This is a genomic window from Lentzea chajnantorensis, assembly GCF_054300775.1.
The window spans coordinates 6,911,795-6,934,343 of record NZ_JBSDZT010000002.1; the positions used below are offsets into that span (position 1 = coordinate 6,911,795).

Here is a 22,549-nt window from a genome sequence, read left to right on the forward strand (position 1 = left end):
GCTAAAGCGACGAGATGAGCCTTTCCACCCGCTCGTCCACCGCGCGGAACGGGTCCTTGCACAGCACGGTCCGCTGCGCCTGGTCGTTCAGCTTCAGGTGCACCCAGTCCACGGTGAAGTCACGTCCGGCGGCCTGCGCCGCGGCGATGAAGTCGCCGCGCAGCTTCGCGCGGGTGGTCTGCGGCGGGGTGTCCTTCGCGGCCTCGATCTCGCCGTCGTCGGTCACGCGTTCGACCTGGCCCTTGCGCTGGAGCAGGTCGAAGACGCCGCGGCCGCGCCGGATGTCGTGGTAGGCGAGGTCGAGCTGGGCGATGCGGGGGTTGGACAGGTCCATGTCGTGCTTGGCCATGTACCGCTCCATCAGGCGGTTCTTGATGGCCCAGTCGATCTCGCGGTCGATCTTGGAGAGGTCCTGCGACTCGACGGCGTCGAGGGTGCGGCCCCACAGTTCGAGGACGCGCTGCGCCATCGGGTCGGGAGAGCGCTTGGCGACGTGCTCGACGGCCTTCTCGTAGTACTCGCGCTGGATGTCGAGCGCGGAGGCCTCCTTGCCGCCGGCCAGGCGGACGGTGCGGCGGCCGGTCAGGTCGTGGGAGATCTCGCGGATGGCGCGGATCGGGTTGTCCAGGGAGAAGTCGCGGAACTGGACGCCCTGCTCGATCATCTCCAGCACCAGGTTGGCGCTGCCGACCTTGAGCAGCGTGGTGACCTCGGACATGTTCGAGTCGCCGACGATGACGTGCAGGCGCCGGTAGCGCTCGGCGTCGGCGTGCGGCTCGTCGCGGGTGTTGATGATCGGGCGGGACCGCGTGGTCGCGGACGACACGCCCTCCCAGATGTGCTCGGCGCGCTGCGAGAGGCAGTACACGGCGCCGCGCGGGGTCTGCAGGACCTTGCCGGCGCCGCAGATCAGCTGGCGGGTGACCAGGAACGGCAGCAGCACGTCCGCGATGCGGGAGAACTCGCCGGCCCGTGCGACCAGGTAGTTCTCGTGGCAGCCGTAGGAGTTGCCCGCCGAGTCGGTGTTGTTCTTGAACAGGAAGATGTCGCCGCCGATGCCCTCGTCGGCGAGCCTGCGCTCGGCGTCGACGAGCAGGTCCTCGAGGATCCGCTCCCCCGCCTTGTCGTGCGTGACGAGCTGGGCCAGGTCGTCGCACTCGGCCGTGGCGTACTCGGGGTGCGAGCCGACGTCGAGGTAGAGCCGGGAGCCGTTGCGCAGGAAGACGTTGGACGAACGCCCCCAGGACACGACCCGGCGGAACAAGTACCGCGCGACCTCGTCCGGGGACAGTCGACGCTGCCCGTGGAAGGTGCAGGTCACCCCGAACTCTGTCTCAATGCCGAAGATCCGCCGCTGCATCCCTCAACAGTAGGCGACGCGCAGGCGGAGGTGGGTGATCCGTTCGGGCGGCACGCCGGTTGCGGTTTAGTGTCAACAGCGTGTGGAAACGGGTCAGCGCTCTCGACAAGAAGCTCATGAGCTCCTCGGCCGGACTGCCTCCGAGCAGGCTCGACAGGGGTTTGAAGAGGCTTTCCAAAGCCGCGAACCACAGCCTGCTGTGGTTCGTCGTCGCGGGGATCCTGGCCACGGGCAAAGGGCCGCTCCGGCGTGGCGCGTTGCGCGGTCTCGCGGCCATCGCCGGCGCCTCTGCCAGCGCGAACTTGGTCGGGAAGTCACTTTTTCCGCGTCGCAGACCCGCCGCTGACCTGATCTCGTTCGAACGCCGCCTGGCCAAACGGCCGACGTCGTCGTCCTTTCCTTCCGGACACTCCGCGTCGGCGGCCGCTTTCGCCACCGCGGTGGCCCTGGAATCGCCCAAAGCAGGCGCGGTGGTGGCTCCGATCGCGGCGGCCGTGGCCTATTCACGCGTCCACACCGGCGTGCATTGGCCGACCGACGTCGTGGCCGGTGCGGCGGTCGGCGTGGGGGCCGCGTACCTGACGCGCCGCTGGTGGCCGCTCGGGATGAACGAGCCCGCGTCGGCCTACGAGCACGCCGACCTGACGTCGTTGCAGGAGGGCGACGGGCTGGTCGTCGTGGTCAACCCGCACTCGGGGGTCGGCCCCGACCCGACGCCGCAGATCACGGAGGAGTGGCCGAAGGCGCGGATCGTGGCGGTCGAGGAGCTCGACGACCTGCCGGACGCCAAGGCGCTGGGCGTGGCCGGGGGCGACGGGACGGTGGCCGCCGTGGCCGCGGTCGCCGCCGAGCGCGACCTGCCGATGGTGCTCATCCCCTCCGGCACGCTCAACCACTTCGCCCGCGACGTGGGCATCACCGGGCTGCACGACACGGCGCAGGCGGTGGCCGACGGCGTGGGCGTGCGGGTCGACCTGGCGCAGGTCAACGGCCAGTGGTTCGTGAACACGGCCTCGCTGGGTGGCTACCCGGACATGGTGCGGATCCGCGAGAAGACGGAGAGGCGCTGGGGCAAGTGGCCCGCGGCGGGCATGGCGCTGTTCCGCGTGCTGCAACGGGCCAAGCCGCTCGACATCACCATCAACGGCGAGGACCACCTCGTCTGGCTGCTGTTCGTGGGCAACGGCCCGTACCGGCCGAAGGGCTTCGCGCCCACGATGCGCCCGCGGCTGGACGACGGGCTGCTCGACGTCCGCTACGTCCGCGCGGACCGGAAGTACTCGCGGACCAGGTTCTTCCTGGGCGCCCTGCTCGGGGCGTTGGAGCACTCGCGCGTGTACAAGCACTTCGAGGTGGCGTCGTTGACCGTCGAGGTGCACGGCGCGCCCATCTCGATCGCGACGGACGGCGAGGTGCGCGAGCGGGCCAACCACTTCGAGTTCCGCTCACGTCCGGCCGCACTGGGCATCTACCGCCCCTGATGTTCGACATTGTCGAACGCCCGCAGGTAGAGTGGGGTGCGTGCCCGGACCCATCCAGTCCATCCAGCGCGCGGCGGAGGTCCTCAAGCTGCTCGCCCACGGCGGCGCGCACCAGCTGAGCGTCGCCGAGATCTCGCGCGCGCTGGACCTCGCGAAACCGACGGTGCACGGCATCCTGCGGACGTTGCACGAGGTCGGGTTCGTCGAGCAGGAGGTCGAGGGCGGCAAGTACCGCCTGGGGGCCGCGCTGTTCCAGATCGGCACCTCCTACCTCGACGGCAACGAGCTGCGCGCCAAGGCGCTGAACTGGTCGGACACGCTGGCGATGCGAGCGCGTGAGGCGGTGCGCATCGGCGTGCCGCACGGCAGGCACGTGCTGGTCGTGCACCACGTGTTCCGCCCGGACAACAGCCGGCAGGCGCTCGACACCGGTGCGTTGCTGCCGTGGCACGCGACGGCGCTGGGCAAGGCGCTGGTGGCCTTCGGCGAGCGGCCGGAGGGCGAGCTGCAGCGGTTCACCCGGCACACGCTGGACGAGGAGGCGCTGTCCGCGGCCCTGGAGCTGGTCCGCGACCGCGACTGGGCCTACGACCTGCACGAACTGGTCGAGGGCGAGGCGTCGGTGGCGGCACCGATCCGCGACCGGCGCGGGGTGGTCGTCGGCGCGATCGGCGTGTCGGGACCGGTGGAGCGGCTGTGCGAGTCACCTGACCAGCCACCCCGCCTGGAGCTCGTGTCCTACGTACGTGAGGCAGCTCGCAGCGTGTCCAGGGAGCTGGGTGGCCTCTCCTGGTAGTACTGTGGAAGCGTTCGACAATGTCGAATGGTTCACACAGAGGAGTGTGCAACGTGGCTCACATCGCGGCGATCGACCAGGGCACGACGTCGTCCCGGTGCATCGTGTTCGACCAGTCCGGCGGGATCGTGTCGGTCGCCCAGCGCGAGCACCGGCAGATCTTCCCCAGGCCGGGCTGGGTGGAGCACGACGCGGCCGAGATCTGGGCGAACGTGCAGGCCGTCGTCCGCGACGCCCTCGCGCAGGCCTCCCTCACGCACTCCGACATCGTCGCCTTCGGCATCACGAACCAGCGCGAGACCACGGTCGTCTGGGACAGGGCGACCGGTGAGCCCGTGCACAACGCCGTCGTCTGGCAGGACACCCGCACGGACGCGCTGGTCAAGCGCCTCGGCGATCACGACCGGTTCCGCGAGCGCTCCGGTCTGCCGCCGGCCACCTACTTCTCCGGGCCGAAGCTGCGCTGGCTGCTCGACAACGTCGACGGCCTGCGCGGGAGGGCCGAGCGGGGCGAGGTCCTGTTCGGCACCATGGACACCTGGCTGATCTGGAACCTGACCGGCCGCCACGTCACCGACGTGACGAACGCGTCGCGCACCATGCTGATGAACCTGGAGACCCTCGACTGGGACCCGGAGCTCGTCGCCGCGATGGACGTCCCGCGCGCGATGCTCCCGGAGATCCGGTCCTCCTCCGAGGTCTACGGCACCTACGAGGGCGTGCCCGTCGCGTCCGCGCTCGGCGACCAGCAGGCGGCGTTGTTCGGCCAGACCTGCTTCGCGCCCGGCGAGGGCAAGTGCACGTACGGCACGGGCGCGTTCCTGCTGCTCAACACCGGCGACGAGCCGGTGCGCAGCCAGAACGGCCTGCTGACCACGGTCGGCTACAAGATCGGCGCCGAACCGGCCGTGTACGCGCTGGAGGGCGCGGTCGCGGTGACCGGCGCGCTGGTGCAGTGGTTCCGCGACAAGGTCGGGCTGATCTCGTCGGCGGCGGAGATCGAGACGCTGGCGCGCACGGTGGACGACAACGGCGGCGCGTACTTCGTGCCCGCGTTCTCCGGGCTGTTCGCGCCGCACTGGCGTTCCGACGCGCGCGGTGTCATCGCCGGGCTGACGGGCTACATCTCGCGCGGGCACCTCGCACGCGCCGTGCTCGAAGCCTCGGCGTGGCAGACCCGCGAGGTCGTGGACGCGATGAACGCCGACTCCGGCGTGGACCTCACGACGTTGCGGGTCGACGGCGGCATGACGGCGAACAACCTGCTCATGCAGTTCCTCTCGGACGTGCTCGACGTGCCGGTGGTGCGCCCGATCGTCGCGGAGACGACGTGCCTGGGCGCGGCGTACGCAGCCGGTCTGGCCGTCGGCTACTGGAACAGCACCGACGAGCTGAGGGCCAACTGGCACAAGGCGGCCGAATGGGAGCCGTCGATGGAACCGGCGGCGCGGGACCGCGGCTACCGGAAGTGGAAGAAGGCGGTCGAGCGGACCGTCGGGTGGATGGACGAGGACGATGACTGACTCAACACAGCGGGCACGCGCCCGCGAAGAGCTGCAGCACGGCAAGTTCGACGTCGTCGTGATCGGCGGCGGCATCCTGGGCATCGCCACGACGTGGGCCGCGGCCCGCTCCGGCCTGCGCGTCGCCCTGGTGGAGAGCGGCGACTTCGCCGGCGCCACCTCGTCGGCTTCCTCCAAGCTCGTGCACGGCGGCCTGCGCTACCTCGCGATGGGCCCGTCGGCCGTGCCGATGGTGCACGAGAACCACAGGGAACGACGTGCGCTGGGCGACCACCTCGCCCCGCACCTGGTGCGCCCGCTGCCGTTCCTCGTCCCCGTCTACAAGGGCGGCCCGCACAGCCGGTTCGTGCTGGGTGCGGGCGTCACGCTGTACTCCGCGCTGTCGGGCTTCGGCGACGGCATGGGGAAGGTGCTGTCGGCGCGCAGGGCAGCTGAGTGGGTGCCTGACCTGCGCGCCGACGGTCTGCGCGGCGCGGCGATGTACTACGACCACCAGATGAACGACAGCCGCGTGGCGATCACCGCCGCGCGCGCCGCCGCCGAGGCCGGTGCCGTGCTGCTCAACCACATCTCGGTCGTGGGCCTGCGCAAGACCGGCGCGAAGGTCACCGGTGTGGACCTGCGCGACCCGCTCGGTGAGTTCGGGGTGGACGCGAAGGTCGTCGTGAACGCGACCGGCCCGTGGCTCGACGTGCTTCGGCGCATGGAGGACCCCTCCGCCGACCCGTCGATCCGCCTGTCCAAGGGCTCGCACCTGGTGCTGAGGCAGACGTCGGAGTGGAAGGCCGCGCTGACGATCCCGGTCGACGACGTGCGCGTGTCGTTCGCGATCCCGTGGGAGGGCCACCTCCTGCTCGGCACGACCGACGAGGCCTACGAGGGCGACCCGGCGGCGGTCGCGTGCACCGACGCCGACGTCGACCAGATCCTCGGCGAGGCGGGCACCGCGGTCACGGGCCTCGACCGCTCGCGGATCGCGTACACGTTCGCAGGCCTGCGGGTCCTGCCCGGCGGTCCGGGCGACACCTCGCACGCCAAGCGCGAGACCGTGATCACCGCGGGGTCCGGCGGCATGATCAGCGTGGCCGGCGGCAAGTGGACGACGTTCCGCAAGATCGGCGCGACGGTCCTGGCCCGCGTGAACTCCGAGCTGGGCCGCACCTTCGACGGCCCGCTGGACGGCGTGGCGCTGCCCGGTTCGGCATCACCGGAGACCGTCGGCTCGGTGCTGAACCACGCGTTCGACGCACTGCCCGACGACGTGGTCCGCCACCTCGCCACGCACTACGGCACGACGTCGCACGAGGTCGTCGCGCTCGGCCTGGAGAACCCGGCCCTGCTGGAGCGCGTGCACCCGGACGGCCCGGACATCTGGGCCCAGGTCGAGCACGCCCGCCGCACCGAGTGGGCCACCGAGGTCGACGACGTGCTGCGCCGCCGCACCACCGTGATGGTCCGCGGGCTCGACTCGCCGGAGGTCCGCACGCGGGTGTCGGAGCTGCTCGCCTCCTGAAGTCGCCGCGTCGCGTTCCACCCGGCCGTTCGAGTGCCGGGTGGAACGCGCCGGCATCACGGCTTGAGCGCGCGCACCACTCTGCGGCAGACGTGGACGCGCTCGAACCGCTGCCGCAGCTCGGCCTCCCGTTCGATCCGGGCGTGCAGGAACGCCCCGGCCGGCACCAGGCCGTGCCGCGCGGTCACCACCGTGCCGACCTCGTCCGCCGACGCGTGCACGTGCAGGTACCGGCTCGTCTCGGTGAAACCGTTGCGCGCGAACCACCTCAGCGCGGGTTCGTCCGACCGCGTCCACGCGTCCACCTCGGTGGCACCGCAGCGCACCAGCCGGCGCACCGCCTCGTCGAGCAGCGCGGTCGCGATCCCGCAGCCCCGGTGGTCCGGGTGCACCACGACCAGGTCGATCGTCGCCTCCGCGCCCTGCACCGACACGTCCAGCGCGCCGATGACGACGTTGTCGGAGCACACGACGAGCTCCAGGTCGGCACGTCTGCGCGCCGGCCACACATCGTCGTAGTAGCTCGTGTCCAGCAGCCCCAGCACACGGCAGCGCAACCACGACGCCTCATCGGCGGGCTCGTAGTCCCGAACGCGCACACCTGGCTTAGTCGCGGGCTTGATAGGCGCCCCCAGCAACCTCACCACCCCAGGATTCCGGATGCGCGACCCGCGCGCACGTGAGTTTCGAGGTCACCGTTTGCCAGGGACATACCCGGTATGCACACTCGGTACGCATGTCGGTGAAACACGGTCTGCTGGCGTTGCTCGAACGCGGGCCCATGTACGGCTACCAGCTCCGGGCGGCGTTCGACTCCACCACCGGTGGCACGTGGCCCCTGAACATCGGGCAGGTCTACACGACGCTGTCCCGCCTGGAACGCGACGACCTGGTCGCCGCGCTGCCGGAGAACGACGGCCAGCGGCCGTACGAGCTCACCGCGCAGGGCCGCGACGAGGTGCGGCGGTGGTTCGGCACGCCGGTGCGGCGGGGTGACCGGCCGCGCGACGAGATGGCGATCAAGCTCGCGCTCGCGATCACCACGCCCGGCGTCGACGTGGCCGCGGTCGTCACGACCCAGCGCACCGCGACCACGCGCACGCTGCAGGAGTACACGCGGCTCAAGACGGGGCCGGGCGAGCTGCCGTGGCTGCTGGTGCTCGACGCGATGATCTTCCAGGCCGAGGCGGAGCTGCGCTGGCTCGACCACTGCGAGGCGAGCCTGCTCCGCTACCGGCCCCGGCCCGTGGCCGAGCCGGCGGACGTCGAGGTGCCGCGATGAACGTCCTCGAACTGCGTGACGTCCACCGCGTCCACGGCAGCGGCGAGGCGGCCGTGAACGCGCTCCAGGGCGTGTCGCTCACCGTCGGGCCCGGCGAGCTGGTCGCCGTGACGGGGCCCTCCGGCTCGGGTTGGCCGGGTTGCTGGTGGAGCTGAGCGAGGCTTCGACCGCCTGACAACGAGGGTGTCGGCGACGCAACGCTCGGCTCCAACCCCCGGTAGCACCGCGACGAGCAACGCACGCACCCCGATCTGGGCGCCATCGCCACTGCGCCGCCAGCAGGCACCACCGCCACCGTCAACCGCGCCCGCACACCCCGCCACACAGCGAGAAGGCCCCCGGCGTCACCCGCCAGAGGCCTTCCACACCAAGCGAACCGCGGGGCTACTTCGGCTCGTCGTCCGACGAGGGCAGCTCCACGTCCGTCACGTCCTTGCCGTCCTTGGTCGGCGCCGGCATCAGCTGGTCCAGGGCCGGGCCCGCGATGCGGCGGAAGGCGCGGCGGGGGCGGGCGCGTTCCAGCACCGCCACCTCCAGCTTGGCCGCGGGGAGGACCTCGGCGGCGCCGTTGCCGGTGGACGAGGAGCCCGCCGACAGGGCCTTCACCGCCACGGGAACGGCTTCGGCCAGGGTCAGGCCGTCGGCGAACGACTCCTTCAGCGCCGTGTTGGCGGCGTCGACCGTGCCGCCCATCACGATGTACTGCGGCTCGTCCACGATCGAACCGTCGTAGGTCAACCGGTACAGCGTGTCGGAGTCGGCGGAGTCGCCGACCTCCGCCACGCAGATCTCCACCTCGAAGGGCTTGATCTGCTCGGTGAAGTAGGTGCCGAGGGTCGTCGCGTAGACGTTCGCGAGGGACCGGGAAGTCACGTCCCGCGGGTCGTTCTGGTACCCGCGCACGTCAGCGAACCGGATGCCCGCCTGGCGGAGGTTCTCGAACTCGCTGTACCGCCCGACGGCCGCGAAACCGATGCGGTCGTAGATCTCCGAGACCTTGTGCAGCGTGCTGGAGGGGTTCTCCGCGACGAACAGAATGCCGTCCGCGTACTTCAGCACGATGACGCTGCGACCCCTGGCGATGCCCTTGCGGGCGTACTCGGAGCGGTCGCGCATCACCTGCTCTGCCGATGCGTACAGCGGCATCGTCATGGGTGGTGCTCCTGACGTCGAACCTGATGGGGACTCAGCCTGCTGGGCGGGACCGGCGGCCTTCGACGACCGCGTCGGCGATCGTCTGGACCTGCGACTCCGGTACCTCGACGGCACCGTCGACACCGTTGATCGTGACCACGACCGGGTAGAGGCGGCGGACCGGGTCGGGGCCGCCGGTGGCCGAGTCGTCGTCGGCCGCGTCGTAGAGCGCCTCGATGACCACGCGGACAGCGCCGTCGACGTCCGCATCCGGGTCGTAGAGCTTCTTCAGCGACGACTTCGCGAACAGCGAGCCGGAACCGACCGCCTGGTAGCCCTGCGACTCCTCGTAGCGGCCGCCGGTGACGTCGTAGGACACGATCCGGCCCGCGCGGTCGAGGTCGGTCGACGAGGTGTCGTACCCGGCGAACAGGGGCACCACGGCGAGGCCGGCCATGGCCGCGTCGAGGTTGCCCCTGATCATCGCCGAGAGGCGGTTCGCCTTGCCGTCGAGCGACAGCGGAACGCCTTCGATCTTCTCGTAGTGCCGCAGCTCGACCGTGTACAGCCGCACGATCTCGATCGCGATGCCCGCCGTGCCGGCGATGCCGACGGCGGAGTGGTCGTCGGTGACGAAGACCTTCTTCATGTCGCGCTGGGCGATCACGTTGCCCATCGTCGCGCGCCGGTCACCGGCGATCACGACGCCACCCTTGTAGGTGACGGCGACGATCGTCGTCCCGTGCGGGGCCTGGACGGTCCCCTCCGGGAGCTTCCTGGCGGAAGGCAGCATGTCCGGTGCCTGCGCCCGCAGGAAGTCCGTGAACGACGACGAGCCCGGCGTCAGGTACGCCGAAGGCAGCGCCGCGGCCGGGTAACGCCCGGTCGAGCTGTGGTCCATGTGTTGGTTGTTCTCCCGTCCCCGAGGTGGTCAACAGGCCGCGACGGCCTACTGACCGCCCTTCTGCACGTATGCGCGGACGAAGTCCTCCGCGTTCTCCTCCAGCACGTCGTCGATCTCGTCGAGGATCGCGTCCACGTCCTCGCCGAGCTTCTCGCGACGCTCCTGGCCGGCTCCTGCGGCGTCACCGGCGCCGTCGTCGCCGTCGCCACCGCCCTGGCGCTGCTTCTGTTCCTGGGACATCTCGGCCTCCCACTGACTCGCCTGACAAGAACACTACCCAGCGGCACCGACAAAAACTCTCAGCCACTCGGGTAGACGATCACCCGCGGGTCAGTGCATCGACCAGCTGCTCGGCGGTGTCCGAGGCCTCCAGGAGGGCTCCGACGTGCGCTTTCGTCCCGCGCAGCGGTTCGAGCGTCGGAATCCGCACGAGTGATTCGCGACCGAGGTCGAAGATCACCGAGTCCCACGACGCGGCCGCGACCGAGGTCGGGTAGCGCTCCAGGCACCGGCCGCGGAAGTACGCACGCGTGTCCTCCGGCGGCGTCGTGATGGCCGCGCGCACCTCCTCCTCGCTGACCAGGCGCTTCATCGAGCCGCGCGCGACCAGGCGGTTGTAGAGGCCCTTGTCCAGGCGCACGTCCGAGTACTGCAGGTCGACGAGGTTCAGCCGCGCGGAGCCCCAGGCGAGGCCGTCGCGCTGCCGGTAGCCCTCGAGCAGCCGCAGCTTGGCCACCCAGTCGAGCCGGTCCGCGCACAGCGACGGGTCCTTGGCCAGGTCGTTGAGGACCTCGCCCCAGATCCGCAGGACGTCGCGGTCGCCGGTGCCCTCCTTCTCGACGAACGCCGTCGCGCGCTCGAGGTAGGCGAACTGCAGGTCCAGGCCGGTGACCTTGCGGCCGCCGGTCAGCTCGACCTTCGTCTTGAGCGTCGGGTCGTGGCTGATCTGGTGCACCGCGCGCACCGGGTCGACCAGGCGCAGGTCGTCGAACCGCTGCCCGGCCTCGATCATGTCGAGCACCAGCGAGGTGGTGCCGCACTTGAGGTACGTGGAGTACTCGGCGAGGTTCGCGTCGCCGATGATGACGTGCAGGCGCCGGTACTTGTCCGCGTCGGCGTGCGGCTCGTCGCGGGTGTTGATGATGCCGCGCTTGAGCGTGGTCTCCAGGCCGACCTCGACCTCGATGTAGTCGGCGCGCTGGGAGAGCTGGTAGCCGGCCTCCTCGCCGGCGGCACCGATGCCGACGCGCCCGGACCCGGTCACGACCTGGCGCGACACGAAGAACGGCGTGAGGCCCGCGATGACGGCCGTGAACGGCGTCGAGCGCTGCATCAGGTAGTTCTCGTGCGTGCCGTACGACGCGCCCTTGCCGTCGACGTTGTTCTTGTACAGCTGCAGGCGGGGCTGACCGGGCACGGAGGCGGCCTTGATCGCGGCCTCCTCCATCACCCGCTCCCCCGCCTTGTCCCAGATCACCGCGTCGCGCGCGTTGGTGACCTCGGGCGCGGAGTACTCGGGGTGCGCGTGGTCCACGTAGAGCCGCGCACCGTTGGTGAGGATGACGTTCGCCGCGCCCAGGTCCTCGACGTCGGAGTCGGCCGGGTGGCCGCCCGGCGAGCCCAGGTCGAACCCGCGGGCGTCGCGCAGCGGCGACTCCACCTCGTAGTCCCAGCGCGCGCGCCTGGACCGCGGTATGTCCGCCGCCGCCGCGTACGCGAGCACCACCTGTGTCGAAGTGAGCACCGGGTTCGCGGTCGCGTCTCCCGGCACCGCGATGCCGTACTCGACCTCGGTTCCCATGATCCGCCGCATGCGCAACACCTTATGACCTGATCCCCGACAACAGCGTGAGGGGAGCTTCGCGTTGAAGCTCCCCCCAGCCTATTCACCCGGACGCCAATCCGGCGGCAGGCCGGATCCGCGAAGCGCCCCTGGACGGTCCGAACGCGGCCACGACGGCGAGCACGACGACCGCCAGCGCGCCGATGACCAGCGGCAACACCACGGACGCGGTCGGCAGGACGAGGGGAACCCCGATGGCCAGGATCGCGATCACCGCGTACCCGAACCCGAGCACGCCCCCTCCGACGACCCCGACGAGGGCCAGCATGACCGCTTCGGCGATCACCCCGCCCTGCAGTCCGCCGCGAGTGACGCCCAAGGCGCGCCGCAGTGCGAGCTCCTTGCGGCGCTCCTGGACGGAGATCGTGAGCGCGGTGCCGATGCCCGTCACGGCGACCGCCACGGACAGCCCGAGCAGCACCATCATCAGCACCGTGCCGAGGTGCATGTACCGGTCGGCCTCCGCGCGCTCGTCGGCGTCGGTCTGCACGATGACGGTCGGGTGGTCCGGCAGCGCGGCCTGCAGACCCGCCCGGAACTGCGCGGGGTCGGTGCCCGGCCGCAGCGCGACCAGCACCTTCTCCGCCGGTCCCGAGGTCAGGCCGCCGAGGACGGGCGTGTACCCGGTGAGCGTGCCGGGAACGGTCCCGACCACCTCGTAGCGCTTGCCGCCGGACTCGACGAACGGCCGGTCCTCCCAGTGCGGCGGCACGATCGCGGTGCCCGCGGTGAACCGCTCGGCACCGGGCACGTTCTGCGCCTTCAGCCACGCCTTGAACTCCTCCGGGTCGGCGCCGGACCCGTTCTCGGCCTTGTGCAGCACGACGTCGGCGGCCACGCCGTCCTGCGCGGGGATCGCCGGCAGCGGCCGCTCCCCCGCGTCGACCACGGTGGCGTCCGGCCGTTCCTCGTTGGCGAACGAGTAGGTCATCTCCTGCGCGGTGCCCAGCAGGACCAGGAAGAACGTCACCATCGAACTGGCCAGCAGCAACGGCAGCGCCACCGACGCCGACCGCTGCGGCATCCTGCGCACCTCGGCCCCGGCGAGCTTCCACTGCGTCCACCGCGCACCGCCGGCCTTGCCGAACAGCCGCGCGATGAACGGCACCGTGACCGGCCCGAGGATCCAGAACAGGCCCGTCACCGCGGCGATCGCGGAGAACGTGACGGCGAGGGGCGCCGCGGCCGTGCCCTTGGCCGCGATGGCCGCCAGCGCGAGGAACGCGGCACCACCGGTGAACAGAAGACCGAACACGAGCCGAAGCCGGCGCACGGACCGTGTCGGCATCTCGTTGTCGGCGTCGCGCAACGCGGCGAGGGGCGACACGCGGGCGGCGTTGATCGCGGGGCGGACGGCGGCGGCGACCGAGAGCACGGCGGCGACGACGACCCCGAGGACCACGTACCCGAGCGACGGCAGCAGCTCCGGGCTGAGCTCGACCGCGCCGAACAGCACGGAGATGCCGGTGACGTCGAACGTCCGCGCGAGCACCCACGCCATCGGCCCGCCCAGCAGCGCACCGCCGATGCCGGCCACCGCACCCGTCAGCAGCGCCTCGACCAGGCTCCTGCGCACCAGTGGCCCGCGCTGGGCGCCGATGCACCGCAGCAACGCCGTCTGCCGCTGGCGTTGCGCGTAGACCGCGCGGAACGTGGCGGCGGCGACGAACACGGCCGTCGCGAGGGCCAGGACGCTGAACGGCAGCAGGATGAACGTCAGGTCGTTGCCGATCTTGTCGGCGTCGGGTTCCGGGTCCCACACGGCGTAGGAGGCTCCGGCGGCGGTCTTGACCGCGTCGCGCGCCCCGCCGATGACCCACACCTGCTTGGTCAACGGCTGCGGGTCGAGCTCGCGCGCGAGGTCGGGACCGGCGACCAGGACGGGCCGCGCGTCGATCCCGCCCTTCTTCAGGACACCGCTGACGGTGACCTGCAGCGGTGTGCCGTCGGCGGCGGCCAGCGAGACCTCGTCACCGGGCTTCAGACCGCGCTCGTAGGCGGTGATCTTGTCGACGGCGACCTCGCCGCCGGCGGCGGGCTGCCTCCCCTCCGCCAGCGGCCAGCGCACCAGGTCCGGTTGCTGGACGTGCACCTCGGCGCGGTGCTGCCCGGCGCGGCCGTTCGCGTCCAGCAGGTCGGCCTGCGCCACCTGCACGGGGACCGCCCTGCCGACGGCGGAGAGCTTGGTCAGCAGGGCGTCGTCGAGCTTCGGGCGGTCCGCCTCGGCGACCGGGGTGGCGTCGTAGGGCTGCTGCCTGACCTCGACCACGTGCCCGACCGAGGACGGTGTGCCGGGTGCCCCCTCGTCGACCGACCTGGTGAGCGCGTCGCTCAGCACCAGGGCGGCCAGCAGGCAGGCCACGCCGACGACGAGCGCGACTCCGGGCAGCAGCGCGCGGCCCGGCCGGGCGCGGAACTCGGCGACGCCGAGCCGCAGGGAAGTGGACACGGATCCTCCTCGGTGACGTCTGACGGTCACGAAGGTAGGAAGGGGGCCGATCAGCGGGCGTCGGACTGCGGTAGCAAGCTGGCGTACGACCACAGGAGGACACGGGGATGATCACCCTCTACGACGAGGACGCCAACCCGGTCGGGGAGGTCTCCCGCGCGCGGATGCGGGCGGAGAACCTCTGGCACGGCTGCGTCCTGATCTTCGTCCGCTCGCTCGACGGCTCCCGCGTGTACGTGCACCGCCGCACCGACACCAAGGACATCTTCCCCGGCCTGTACGACTGCTCGGCCGGCGGCGTGATCGACGCGGGCGAGGCGCCCGGCCCGGCCGCGGAACGCGAGCTCGCCGAGGAGCTCGGCGTCTCCGGCGTGCCGCTGAAGGAGCTCTTCCGCACCCGGTACGTCGACGACCGGACGCGCTACCACGCGTGGGTGTACGAGGTGAGCACCGACGGGCCGTTCACCCACCAGCCGGAGGAGGTGGCGTCGGGCGGGTGGATGGACCTGGGCGAGCTGCGCCGCAGGATCGACGACCCGGACTGGCCGCTGGTGCCCGACGCGCGGGCGATCAGCCGGGAGTGGCTGCGGACGCTAGTGCCAGGGGAGGGCTGAGCGGGTCGCCCAGTACTGCTCGGCCGGTTCGGACAGGTCGGGCAGCACGACCTCCACGGACATGGCCCTGGCGTTGGAGCGCAGCTGCTCGGGGCTCGCCGCGCCGGACAGCACCACGTCCACCCACGGCTGCTGGGCGACCGCGGCCAGCGCCACGGCGTCCGTGCCGATGCCGAGCTCCTTCGCCTGCGCGACAACGGGTCCGGGTGCCTGCACGGCGAGCCGGCCGTTGGCCATGCCCTCCTTGATGACGACCTTGAGCCCGGCGGCGTGCGCTTCGCCCAGAGCGGCCGCCGCCGAGGTCTCCAGCACGTTCCAGGTGGACTGGACGGACGTGAAGATGCCGAGGTCGAGCGCTTTGCGGATGGCCTCGGCCTGGTTCGGTCCCGACGTGGAGAACCCGAGCGGGACACCGGTCGCGACCATCGCCTCCTGCAACGCCCGGTCGTCGAACAACGGGCTGTCGGCGGTCAGCGAGTGCACCTGGTAGAGGTCCACACGCGACAGCAGCGCGCGGGTCTCCTGCCACTGCTGGGAGAAGCGGGCGAGCGAGTGCTCCTTGACCTCGTGCACCTCGGCGTCGGCCCGCCAGTCCGCGGTGTAGGCGTAGCCCCACTTGCTGGAGACGGTCACGTCGTCGTGGCCGGGCAGCCACTCGCTCAGGAACTGCTCGGACAGGCCGTAGGAGCGGGCCGCGTCGACCCACCTGATGCCGATCTCGTACGCCGCGTCGAGCACGAGGTGGCACTGCGCTCGCATGGCGTCCACGTCCCGCACCCGCGGCAGAGCGTCCTCACGACCGATGTTGATGTAGGCGGGACGACCGAGGGACGCGAGACCGAGTGCCAGCTGTGCCATGCCGACTACCGTAAAACGACCCCTGTCACGGCGAACGGCGGCCCCTGGGGACCGCCGTTCACCTGACCCGCCGGGGCCGGTCGAGCTCCGCCGATCAGAAGTCGTCGGCCGTGCGGAGGTGGTTGCGCACCCACTTGCCGGAGTCCTTCAGCGGCCCCTCGCCGGAGAAGCCGCTGCCCGAGCACGTGCCGCTCTTGAACACCGCGCCCGTGCGGTGGTCGTCGGAGAAGTTCCAGTTCGTCCAGGAGATCTTGGCCTCCTTCATGAACGCGATGAACTTGTTCGCCATGGTGAAGTCGTTGGGACCGTCACCGGAGGCCTCCTGCGAACCGAACTCGGTGACGAAGACCGGCACCTGGCTCGAGACCGTGCGCAACGCGTTGAGGTACGAGTCGCGGTGGTCCTTCGCGTAGAAGTGGAAGGTGTACATCAGGTTCGAGGCGTTGACCTTGTTGCGGCTGACCTCGTTGACGTCGCGGCCGTCGGACAGGCCGAACGTCGACCAGCCGTGCGTGCCCACGAGCACGAGGCTGTCCGGGTCCTCCGCGCGGATCGTCGGGATGACGGCCTCCGCGTAGGACTTCACCCGCGACCACGTGACGCCGTTCGGCTCGTTCGCGATGTCGTAGATGATGTTCGTCTTGTCCTTGTGGCGCTGGGCGATCTCCTTGAAGAACGTCTTGGCGCGCGCGGTGTTGTGGTTCGGGTCGCCCGGCGAGAGCTGGTGCCAGTCGACCAGCGCGTAGAGGCCGCGCTTGGTGGCCTCCTCGATGTAGCCGTGCACCAGGTCGGTGAACTTCCGGGGGTTCGACTCGTAGCCGCCCTCCTGGACGTACATCGAGATGCGGAGGACGTCGGCCTTCCAGTCGTTGGCGAGCGCGTCCAGCGACGCGGTCTTGACGCACTGGGAGTACCACTGGATGCCGTGCGTGCTCATGCCGCGCAACTGGATCTGCTTGCCGTTCTTGTTGCACAGCTTGACGCCGCACACCTTCAGCTGGCCGTTGACCGCCGCGGGCGACCCCGCGGGCAGCGCGGCGGCGGAAACGTCGGCGGCGGCCGAACTGCCCGCCGTCACACCGGTCAGGGGGAGCACGACTGCCGCGGCGAGCGCCACCACAGACTTCTGCCAAGCCATTCAGCGTCTCCTCTCGGACGGGCGGCGATTAGTTAGGTAAGTTTCCTTACCGATTAAAGGTATAGATGACCTTAAAGCCGCCCCAAGAGTGCGTCAAGCATCTTGTCGCAGAAGAGTCACAGTTCCGGTACCGAGAGTCACCAGTGCGTAAAGCACCAAAACTGCGACGGCGGCCGGCGCACTCAGCGGCGCGTCCTCGACGACACCCGCCACCTCCCACACCAGGTACGGCACCATCACCGCCGAAGCGTCGACGTTCCACGGCGGCGGCAGCATCGGCGTGATCGCGGGAATGCCCCAGAGCAGCACGCCGACGACCACGACCGCGACGGCCGTGGACCGCACGGCGAGTCCCAGACCGAGGCCGACCAGCCCCGTGACCAGGATCGACAGCACCGCCGTGCCCGCCCACGGCAGCACGTCGCCGAGGTCCTCCCACGGCGCGATCGGCGGCGGCCGGTCCCCCATGAACAACCGGCTGCTGCCGATGCTCAGCGCGAGCGCCGCGGTGCCGAGGACCACGGCCGCGGTGGCGACGAGGGCGGTCTTGGCGGCCAGCAGGCGCTTCCGGTCCGGCACGGCGGTCAACGCGGTGAGCCGCGGGTCGGACGTCGCGACCAGGGCGCCGAGCGCGGCGACCAGGAACTGCGCGACCGGCGTGATCACCACGCTGCTGTCGGCGGAGGCGAACTTCGCCTGTTCCACGGCCGGCGAGGCGTCGTAGTCCTGCACGATCAGCCACGACAGCACCGCCCCCGCGGCCAGCACCAGACCGAGCGCGATGACCAGCCCGTGCGACGACCTGACCGTCCGGAGCTTGATCCACTCGGCGGCGAACGCGTTCCTCACAGGCCCCTCCCGGAGGTGAGGTCGAGGTAGGCGTCCTCCAGCGAACCGTTGCGGGTCAACGCCTCCATCGGTGTCTCCGCGACCAGCCGTCCTCGTGCGACGATCACGACGTGGTCGGCGGTCAGCGCCATCTCGCTCATCAGGTGGCTGGAGACGAAGACCGTGCGGCCCTGCTCCGCGAGCGACCGCATGAGCTCGCGGATCCACCGCACGCCCTCGGGGTCGAGGCCGTTGACCGGCTCGTCGAACATCAGGACCTGCGGGTCGCCCAGCAACGCCGCCGCGACGCCGAGCCGTTGCTTCATGCCGAGCGACAGCGCCCGGATCCGCCTGTGCCGCACGCCGCCCAGGCCGACCTGCTCGACCAGCTCCTCGGCGCGGCGGTGGGGAATGCCGTTGCTCGCGGCGATCCAGCGCAGGTGGTCGAGCGCCCTGCGGCCGTGGTGGACCGCGGCCGGGTCGAGCAGCACGCCGACGTGCCGCAGCGGCTGGTCCAGCTCCGCGTACCTCCTGCCGCAGACCAGCGCCTCGCCCCTCGTGGGCCGGTCAAGGCCGACGACCATGCGCATGGCCGTGGACTTGCCGGCGCCGTTCGGGCCGAGGAAGCCCGTCACCAGTCCCGGCCGGACGGTGAACGACAGGTCGTCGACCGCCGTGGTGCCGCCGTATCTCTTCGTCAGGTTCCGCACCTCGATCATGCGGAGAAGAGTCGGCGGTCGCGCGCTCCACCGGATCGGACCGTGCTCCGATCTCCCGAATCGGACCGTGGTCCGAGGCGTGCGGTCCCGCGGGTCGTTACCTTCGGTCCCGTGATGGCGAAGCTGCACCTCTACCTGGTCGACGCGGCGGCCGCGCTGGTGATCTGGGTCCTCGTCGCCTACGCGATCCTCGAACCGCACCAGCACCCGTCGCCGTGGGTCGCGGTACCGGTGGCCGGGCTGGTCGCCGCTCCGGTGGCCGTGCGCCGGTGGTGGCCGGAGCTGTCACTGGCGGTCAGCACCGCGGCGATGGTGTTCTCGGTCATCAGCCGGGTGCTGCCGATCCCGGCGCTCGGCGCGCCGCTGGGCGCGGTCTGCTTCTGCCTCTACACGATGGCGGTTGACCGCGACCGGGTCTGGTCGCTGGGCGCGTTCCTGGTGGCGATCACCGCCACCGCCGTCGTCTCCGGCGGTGAGCCCGAGAACGTCCTGGTCGCGTTCGCCGCCCTGGGCGCGGTGTGGGCCATCGGCTACACCACCCGCCTGCGGCGTTCGATGATCGAGCGGGAGGCGTCCCGGCAGGCCGGGCAGGCACTCGCCGACGAACGCCTGCGCATCGCCCGCGAGCTGCACGACGTGGTGGCGCACAACCTCTCGCTGATCGCCGTGCAGGCCGGCAACGCCGCACACGTGCGTTCACCCGAGCACGCGTACAGCGCGTTGCAGGTCATCTCCGAGACGAGCCGTGCGGCCCTGACCGAGATGCGGGGGCTGCTGGGCGTGCTGCGCTCCGACGCCGACCTGGCGCCCTCCCCCGGCCTCGACGGGCTGGCCGACCTCGCCGACCGCGCGTCGCTCGCCGGGGTGCGCGTCGCGCTGGAGGTGACGGGCGGGACGGTCGTGCCGGAGGGGATCGCGCTGTCGGCGTACCGGATCGTGCAGGAGGCGCTGACCAACGTGGTGAAGCACGCGGCACCCGCGGCGTGCACGGTGCTGGTGCGGATCACGGCGGAGGCCGTGGTGGTCGACGTCACCGACGACGGTCCCGGGGTGCGGGAGCTGGGGACGGGGCACGGGTTGGTCGGGATGAGGGAACGCGTGGCGGTGTACGGCGGGACGTTCAGCGCGGGACAACGCGAGGGTGGCGGGTTCCGGGTCCACGCGGAGCTGCCGATCCGATGACCAGCGTGCTGATCGTCGACGACCAGGCGTTGCTGCGCGCGAGCTTCCGGCTGCTCGTCGACAACGAACCCGGCCTGACCGCGGTGGGCGAGGCCGGCACCGGAGCCGAGGCCGTGGCGCTGGCCGCGTCCCTGCGACCGGACGTGGTGCTGATGGACATCCGCATGCCGGAGATGGACGGCATCGAGGCCACGCGGCTGCTGGACGGCCCGCGCGTGCTGGTGCTGACCACGTTCGACCTCGACGAGTACGTGTTCGGCGCCCTGCGCGCCGGTGCCTCGGGTTTCCTGCTGAAGGACACACCACCGGCCGAGCTGCTGGCAGCGATCCGCGTGGTTGCCTCCGGCGAGGCGCTGCTGTCGCCGTCTGTCACCCGGCAGCTGATCTCCGAGTTCGTGCGGCGGCCCTCGGCGCCACCGGTGCGCGGGCTGGAGGTGCTGACCGAACGCGAGAAGGAGGTGCTGCGGCTGATCGCGCGCGGGCTGTCGAACGCGGAGATCATGGCCGAGCTGCACGTCAGCACCGGCACGGTGAAGACGCACATCGGAAACCTGCTGGCGAAGCTGCACGCGCGGGACCGTGCGCAGCTGGTGATCGCGGCCTACGAGTCCGGCCTGGCCCGCTGACCCCTGCGGTCCCTGGCCTGGTTCGACTGGCGGCGAACAGGTTGGTGGTGGTCAACGGCGATTCGATCATGTGTTGGTGGTACTTGCAGATGCCTGAGCAGACAAGCGGGGAGGGGGTACCGGCACGTGGAAACGCCCCGGTCGCGAGGAGCGACCGGGGCGGTTCGGTTCGAAGCGGTGTTACAGGTACGTGCCGGTGTTCGTGGCCGTGTCGATCGCGCGGCCGGCGTCCTGGTTCTTCCCGGTGACGAGCGTGCGGATGTAGACGATCCGCTCGCCCTTCTTGCCCGAGATGCGCGCCCAGTCGTCCGGGTTCGTCGTGTTCGGCAGGTCCTCGTTCTCGGCGAACTCGTCGAGGATGGCGGCCTGCAGGTGCCGGACGGAGAGCCCGGGCTGCTTGGTGTCCAGCAGCGACTTGATCGCCGCCTTCTTCGCCCTGTCGACGATGTTCTGGATCATGGCGCCGGAGTTGAAGTCCCGGAAGTACAGGACCTCCTTGTCACCGTTGGCGTAGGTGACCTCCAGGAACCGGTTGTCCTCGGACTCCTCGTACATGCGCTCCACGGTGTGCTGCACCATGCCCTCGATGCAGGCCTTCGGGTCCCCGCCGAACTCGGCGAGGTCGTCGGCGTGCAGCGGGAGGTTCGGCGTCAGGTACTTGTTGAAGATGTCCTTCGCGCCCTCGGCGTCCGGCCGCTCGATCTTGATCTTCACGTCGAGGCGGCCGGGGCGGAGGATCGCCGGGTCGATCATGTCCTCGCGGTTGGAGGCGCCGATGACGATCACGTTCTCCAGGCCCTCGACGCCGTCGATCTCGGCGAGGAGCTGGGGCACGATCGTCGTCTCGACGTCGGACGACACACCGGAACCGCGGGTGCGGAAGATCGAGTCCATCTCGTCGAAGAACACGATCACCGGGGTGCCGTCGGAGGCCTTCTCCCGAGCCCGCTGGAAGATCAGGCGGATGTGCCGCTCGGTCTCACCGACGAACTTGTTGAGGAGCTCCGGGCCCTTGATGTTGAGGAAGTACGACTTCGCCTGCTTGTCGGTCTCCCCGCGGATCTCGCGCACCTTCTTGGCGAGCGAGTTCGCGACGGCCTTGGCGATGAGCGTCTTGCCGCAGCCGGGAGGGCCGTAGAGCAGCACGCCCTTGGGCGGGCGCAGCTCGTACTCGCGGAACAGGTCGGCGTGCAGGAACGGCAGCTCCACCGCGTCGCGGATCTGCTCGATCTGCCGCGACAGACCGCCGATGTCGCTGTAGTCGATGTCCGGGACCTCTTCGAGCACGAGGTCCTCGACCTCGGCCTTGGGCACCCGCTCGTAGGCGAAGCCCGCCTTCGAGTCGACGAGCAGCGAGTCGCCGGGCTTGAGCGGCGCGTCGAGCAGCGGCTGGGCGAGCCAGACCACCCTCTCCTCGTCCGCGTGCCCCACGACCAGCGCCCGTGCGATCTGGTCCTCCCCGTCCTCGGAGAGCACCTCCCGCAGCGCGCAGACCTCACCCGACCGCTCGAACCCGCCGGCCTCGACGACCGTGAGCGCCTCGTTGAGGCGCACCGACTGGCCGAAGGAGAGCTTCTCCGGCTCGACCGCCGGGGACACGGCGACCCGCATCCGGCGGCCGGACGTGAAGACGTCCACCGTCCCGTCGTCGAACCGCGCCATGAAGACGCCGTACCCGCTGGGCGGTTGCGCCAGCCGGTCGACCTCCTCACGCAGCGCGAGCAGTTGGCTTCGTGCTTCGCGGAGGGTGTCTATGAGCTTCGTGTTTCGCTCGGTCAGTTGGCTGACGCGTTCGGTCGCCTCCGCCAGCCGCTGCTCCAGCAGCCGCGCGTGGCGGGGGGACTCGGTCAGCTTGCGGCGCAACGACGCGATCTCGTCCTCGAGGAACCTGATCTGCGCGTTCAGCTCAGCAGAGTTGTTGCCATGGTTCAGCTCGCCACCCTCATCGGGTTGGCTGCCGGGATGACCGTGCTGCATGTCGGCACCCTCCTCCCGTGTACGTACCGATTACGGTACCGGCGATCACCGACAAAATGGGGTACTCACAACATCATCTTCGCTCGTGTGACGCAACGGTCCCGCCTCCAACAGAGGTCAACTGCTCCATCCCGGTGCCCGGTTCGCCCGGCTTCCCGCTACCGTGCGTCCCGAAAACCAGCACCGGCCTTTCGTGTCGCGACACGCCCGCCGACCTGCGAGAAGTCCGACGGGGGGATGATCGGGACACCGACTCGGCTGCCCCATCCCCACGATGCGCGACCACCCTCAGACATTCGCAGGCACGCTTGGTACGGTTCAC

20 protein-coding genes and 1 pseudogene are annotated in these 22,549 nt (G+C 70.6%); 9 read left to right on the plus strand and 12 right to left on the minus strand.

Going from position 1 to position 22,549, the window contains the following annotated elements; translation table 11 throughout:
* Position 1 precedes the first annotated feature (1 nt).
* Complete coding sequence (gene pafA, locus ACVDFE_RS33100) at positions 2-1,360, minus strand: Pup--protein ligase (RefSeq protein WP_089955448.1); 1,359 nt, start codon at positions 1,358-1,360, stop codon at positions 2-4.
* A 116-nt stretch (positions 1,361-1,476) separates the two neighbouring features.
* Between pafA and ACVDFE_RS33105 the strand changes: the two genes are divergently transcribed.
* From ACVDFE_RS33105 to ACVDFE_RS33120, 4 genes are read left to right on the plus strand one after another with little or no spacing between them, the layout of a single operon-like run.
* Positions 1,477-2,841: a bifunctional phosphatase PAP2/diacylglycerol kinase family protein gene (locus ACVDFE_RS33105; RefSeq protein ID WP_360388359.1), complete on the plus strand. Its 1,365-nt coding sequence runs from the start codon at positions 1,477-1,479 to the stop codon at positions 2,839-2,841.
* A 40-nt stretch (positions 2,842-2,881) separates the two neighbouring features.
* Positions 2,882-3,637 carry an IclR family transcriptional regulator gene (locus ACVDFE_RS33110; protein WP_360387339.1) on the plus strand — a complete coding sequence of 252 codons (756 nt, stop codon included), beginning with the start codon at positions 2,882-2,884 and terminating at the stop codon, positions 3,635-3,637.
* Positions 3,638-3,690: 53 nt separating this feature from the next.
* Positions 3,691-5,160, plus strand: a complete 1,470-nt coding sequence (gene glpK, locus ACVDFE_RS33115; protein ID WP_458433284.1) for a glycerol kinase GlpK — start codon at positions 3,691-3,693, stop codon at positions 5,158-5,160.
* Positions 5,153-6,673 carry a glycerol-3-phosphate dehydrogenase/oxidase gene (locus tag ACVDFE_RS33120; RefSeq protein WP_360387334.1) on the plus strand — a complete coding sequence of 507 codons (1,521 nt, stop codon included), beginning with the start codon at positions 5,153-5,155 and terminating at the stop codon, positions 6,671-6,673. The genes glpK and ACVDFE_RS33120 overlap by 8 nt, the downstream gene beginning before the upstream one ends.
* A gap of 56 nt (positions 6,674-6,729) precedes the next feature.
* Here the strand turns inward: ACVDFE_RS33120 and ACVDFE_RS33125 are convergent, their stop codons facing one another.
* Positions 6,730-7,272 (minus strand): GNAT family N-acetyltransferase, encoded by a 543-nt coding sequence (locus ACVDFE_RS33125; protein WP_458433285.1) that lies wholly within the window; start codon positions 7,270-7,272, stop codon positions 6,730-6,732.
* A 137-nt stretch (positions 7,273-7,409) separates the two neighbouring features.
* On the opposite strand from ACVDFE_RS33125, the gene ACVDFE_RS33130 reads away from it, so the two are divergent.
* Positions 7,410-7,955: a PadR family transcriptional regulator gene (locus ACVDFE_RS33130; protein WP_458433286.1), complete on the plus strand. Its 546-nt coding sequence runs from the start codon at positions 7,410-7,412 to the stop codon at positions 7,953-7,955.
* Positions 7,952-8,110, plus strand: a complete 159-nt coding sequence (locus ACVDFE_RS33135) for a hypothetical protein (RefSeq protein WP_458433287.1) — start codon at positions 7,952-7,954, stop codon at positions 8,108-8,110. Before ACVDFE_RS33130 ends, ACVDFE_RS33135 begins: the two co-directional genes overlap by 4 nt.
* Positions 8,111-8,339: 229 nt before the next feature.
* Here the strand turns inward: ACVDFE_RS33135 and prcA are convergent, their stop codons facing one another.
* The 5 genes from prcA to ACVDFE_RS33160 form a co-directional block, all read right to left on the minus strand.
* Complete coding sequence (gene prcA / locus ACVDFE_RS33140; RefSeq protein ID WP_360387324.1) at positions 8,340-9,107, minus strand: proteasome subunit alpha; 768 nt, start codon at positions 9,105-9,107, stop codon at positions 8,340-8,342.
* Positions 9,108-9,141: 34 nt separating this feature from the next.
* Positions 9,142-9,990 (minus strand): proteasome subunit beta, encoded by an 849-nt coding sequence (prcB, locus tag ACVDFE_RS33145; RefSeq protein ID WP_360387321.1) that lies wholly within the window; start codon positions 9,988-9,990, stop codon positions 9,142-9,144.
* A gap of 48 nt (positions 9,991-10,038) precedes the next feature.
* Positions 10,039-10,233 (minus strand): ubiquitin-like protein Pup, encoded by a 195-nt coding sequence (locus ACVDFE_RS33150; protein ID WP_360387319.1) that lies wholly within the window; start codon positions 10,231-10,233, stop codon positions 10,039-10,041.
* A gap of 79 nt (positions 10,234-10,312) precedes the next feature.
* Positions 10,313-11,806: a depupylase/deamidase Dop gene (dop, locus tag ACVDFE_RS33155; RefSeq protein ID WP_360387317.1), complete on the minus strand. Its 1,494-nt coding sequence runs from the start codon at positions 11,804-11,806 to the stop codon at positions 10,313-10,315.
* Positions 11,807-11,879: 73 nt separating this feature from the next.
* Positions 11,880-14,285 (minus strand): FtsX-like permease family protein, encoded by a 2,406-nt coding sequence (locus tag ACVDFE_RS33160; protein WP_458433288.1) that lies wholly within the window; start codon positions 14,283-14,285, stop codon positions 11,880-11,882.
* Between the two features lie 107 nt (positions 14,286-14,392).
* On the opposite strand from ACVDFE_RS33160, the gene ACVDFE_RS33165 reads away from it, so the two are divergent.
* Entirely contained in the window at positions 14,393-14,899 is a 507-nt protein-coding gene (locus tag ACVDFE_RS33165) for an NUDIX hydrolase (protein WP_360387311.1), read from the plus strand.
* Here the strand turns inward: ACVDFE_RS33165 and ACVDFE_RS33170 are convergent.
* The 4 genes and pseudogenes from ACVDFE_RS33170 to ACVDFE_RS33185 form a co-directional block, all read right to left on the minus strand.
* Positions 14,879-15,757: an aldo/keto reductase gene (locus ACVDFE_RS33170; RefSeq protein WP_360387309.1), complete on the minus strand. Its 879-nt coding sequence runs from the start codon at positions 15,755-15,757 to the stop codon at positions 14,879-14,881. The genes ACVDFE_RS33165 and ACVDFE_RS33170 overlap by 21 nt on opposite strands.
* 94 nt (positions 15,758-15,851) lie before the next feature.
* Positions 15,852-16,895 (minus strand): glycoside hydrolase family 5 protein, encoded by a 1,044-nt coding sequence (locus tag ACVDFE_RS33175; RefSeq protein ID WP_360387307.1) that lies wholly within the window; start codon positions 16,893-16,895, stop codon positions 15,852-15,854.
* Between the two features lie 93 nt (positions 16,896-16,988).
* Positions 16,989-17,744: an ABC transporter permease gene (locus ACVDFE_RS33180; protein ID WP_458433289.1), complete on the minus strand. Its 756-nt coding sequence runs from the start codon at positions 17,742-17,744 to the stop codon at positions 16,989-16,991.
* 50 nt (positions 17,745-17,794) lie between these two features.
* Positions 17,795-18,442, minus strand: a pseudogene (locus tag ACVDFE_RS33185) (ABC transporter ATP-binding protein); the annotation flags it as partial.
* 114 nt (positions 18,443-18,556) lie between these two features.
* Here ACVDFE_RS33185 and ACVDFE_RS33190 point away from each other — a divergent pair.
* Positions 18,557-19,624 (plus strand): sensor histidine kinase, encoded by a 1,068-nt coding sequence (locus tag ACVDFE_RS33190; RefSeq protein ID WP_458434436.1) that lies wholly within the window; start codon positions 18,557-18,559, stop codon positions 19,622-19,624.
* Complete coding sequence (locus tag ACVDFE_RS33195) at positions 19,621-20,250, plus strand: response regulator transcription factor (protein WP_360387302.1); 630 nt, start codon at positions 19,621-19,623, stop codon at positions 20,248-20,250. The genes ACVDFE_RS33190 and ACVDFE_RS33195 overlap by 4 nt, the downstream gene beginning before the upstream one ends.
* Positions 20,251-20,430: 180 nt before the next feature.
* On the opposite strand, the gene arc is transcribed toward ACVDFE_RS33195, so the two are convergent.
* Positions 20,431-22,227, minus strand: a complete 1,797-nt coding sequence (gene arc / locus ACVDFE_RS33200) for a proteasome ATPase (protein WP_360387299.1) — start codon at positions 22,225-22,227, stop codon at positions 20,431-20,433.
* Between the last annotated feature and the right edge of the window lie 322 nt (positions 22,228-22,549).